Genomic DNA, 382 nt, shown 5'->3' on the forward strand with positions numbered 1-382 from the left:
GGGGTCTGTTAACTCCGAGAGTCCATCCTGGAAGTTCCAGGTAAATTCCGTGGTGTTGTTTAAGCCGTCGGCTGCTCCGGTCAGGTGGCCTTCCGCGTCGTAGGACAGGCGGTATTTGGTGCCGGCGGGGCTGGTGACTTCCACCAGGTTGTGGTTTTGGTCGTAGCCATAGCGGGTGATGTAGCCCATGGGGTCTGTGACGGTTTCCAGGTTTCCCTCACTGTCGTAGGTGTAGCTGGTGGGGTTTTCCCGCTGGTCTTTTATATTCGATATTTTGTTTTCTTCATTGTAGGTGATGGCGGTGGTCCTGCCGGCGGTGTCCGTTACGCCGGTTAGGAGATCTCCCTCGTAGCCGTAGGTTATGGTGTTGTTGTTAAGATCC

General features: G+C 55.0%; 1 protein-coding gene. It reads right to left on the reverse strand.

The window, feature by feature from the left end; genetic code table 11:
• Nucleotides 1–382: RHS repeat domain-containing protein (locus DCCM_RS06805; RefSeq protein ID WP_133163949.1), on the reverse strand; the 382-nt coding region annotated here is incomplete at both ends.

This window comes from Desulfocucumis palustris (assembly GCF_002933875.1).
Lineage (GTDB): Bacteria > Bacillota > Desulfotomaculia > Desulfotomaculales > Desulfocucumaceae > Desulfocucumis > Desulfocucumis palustris.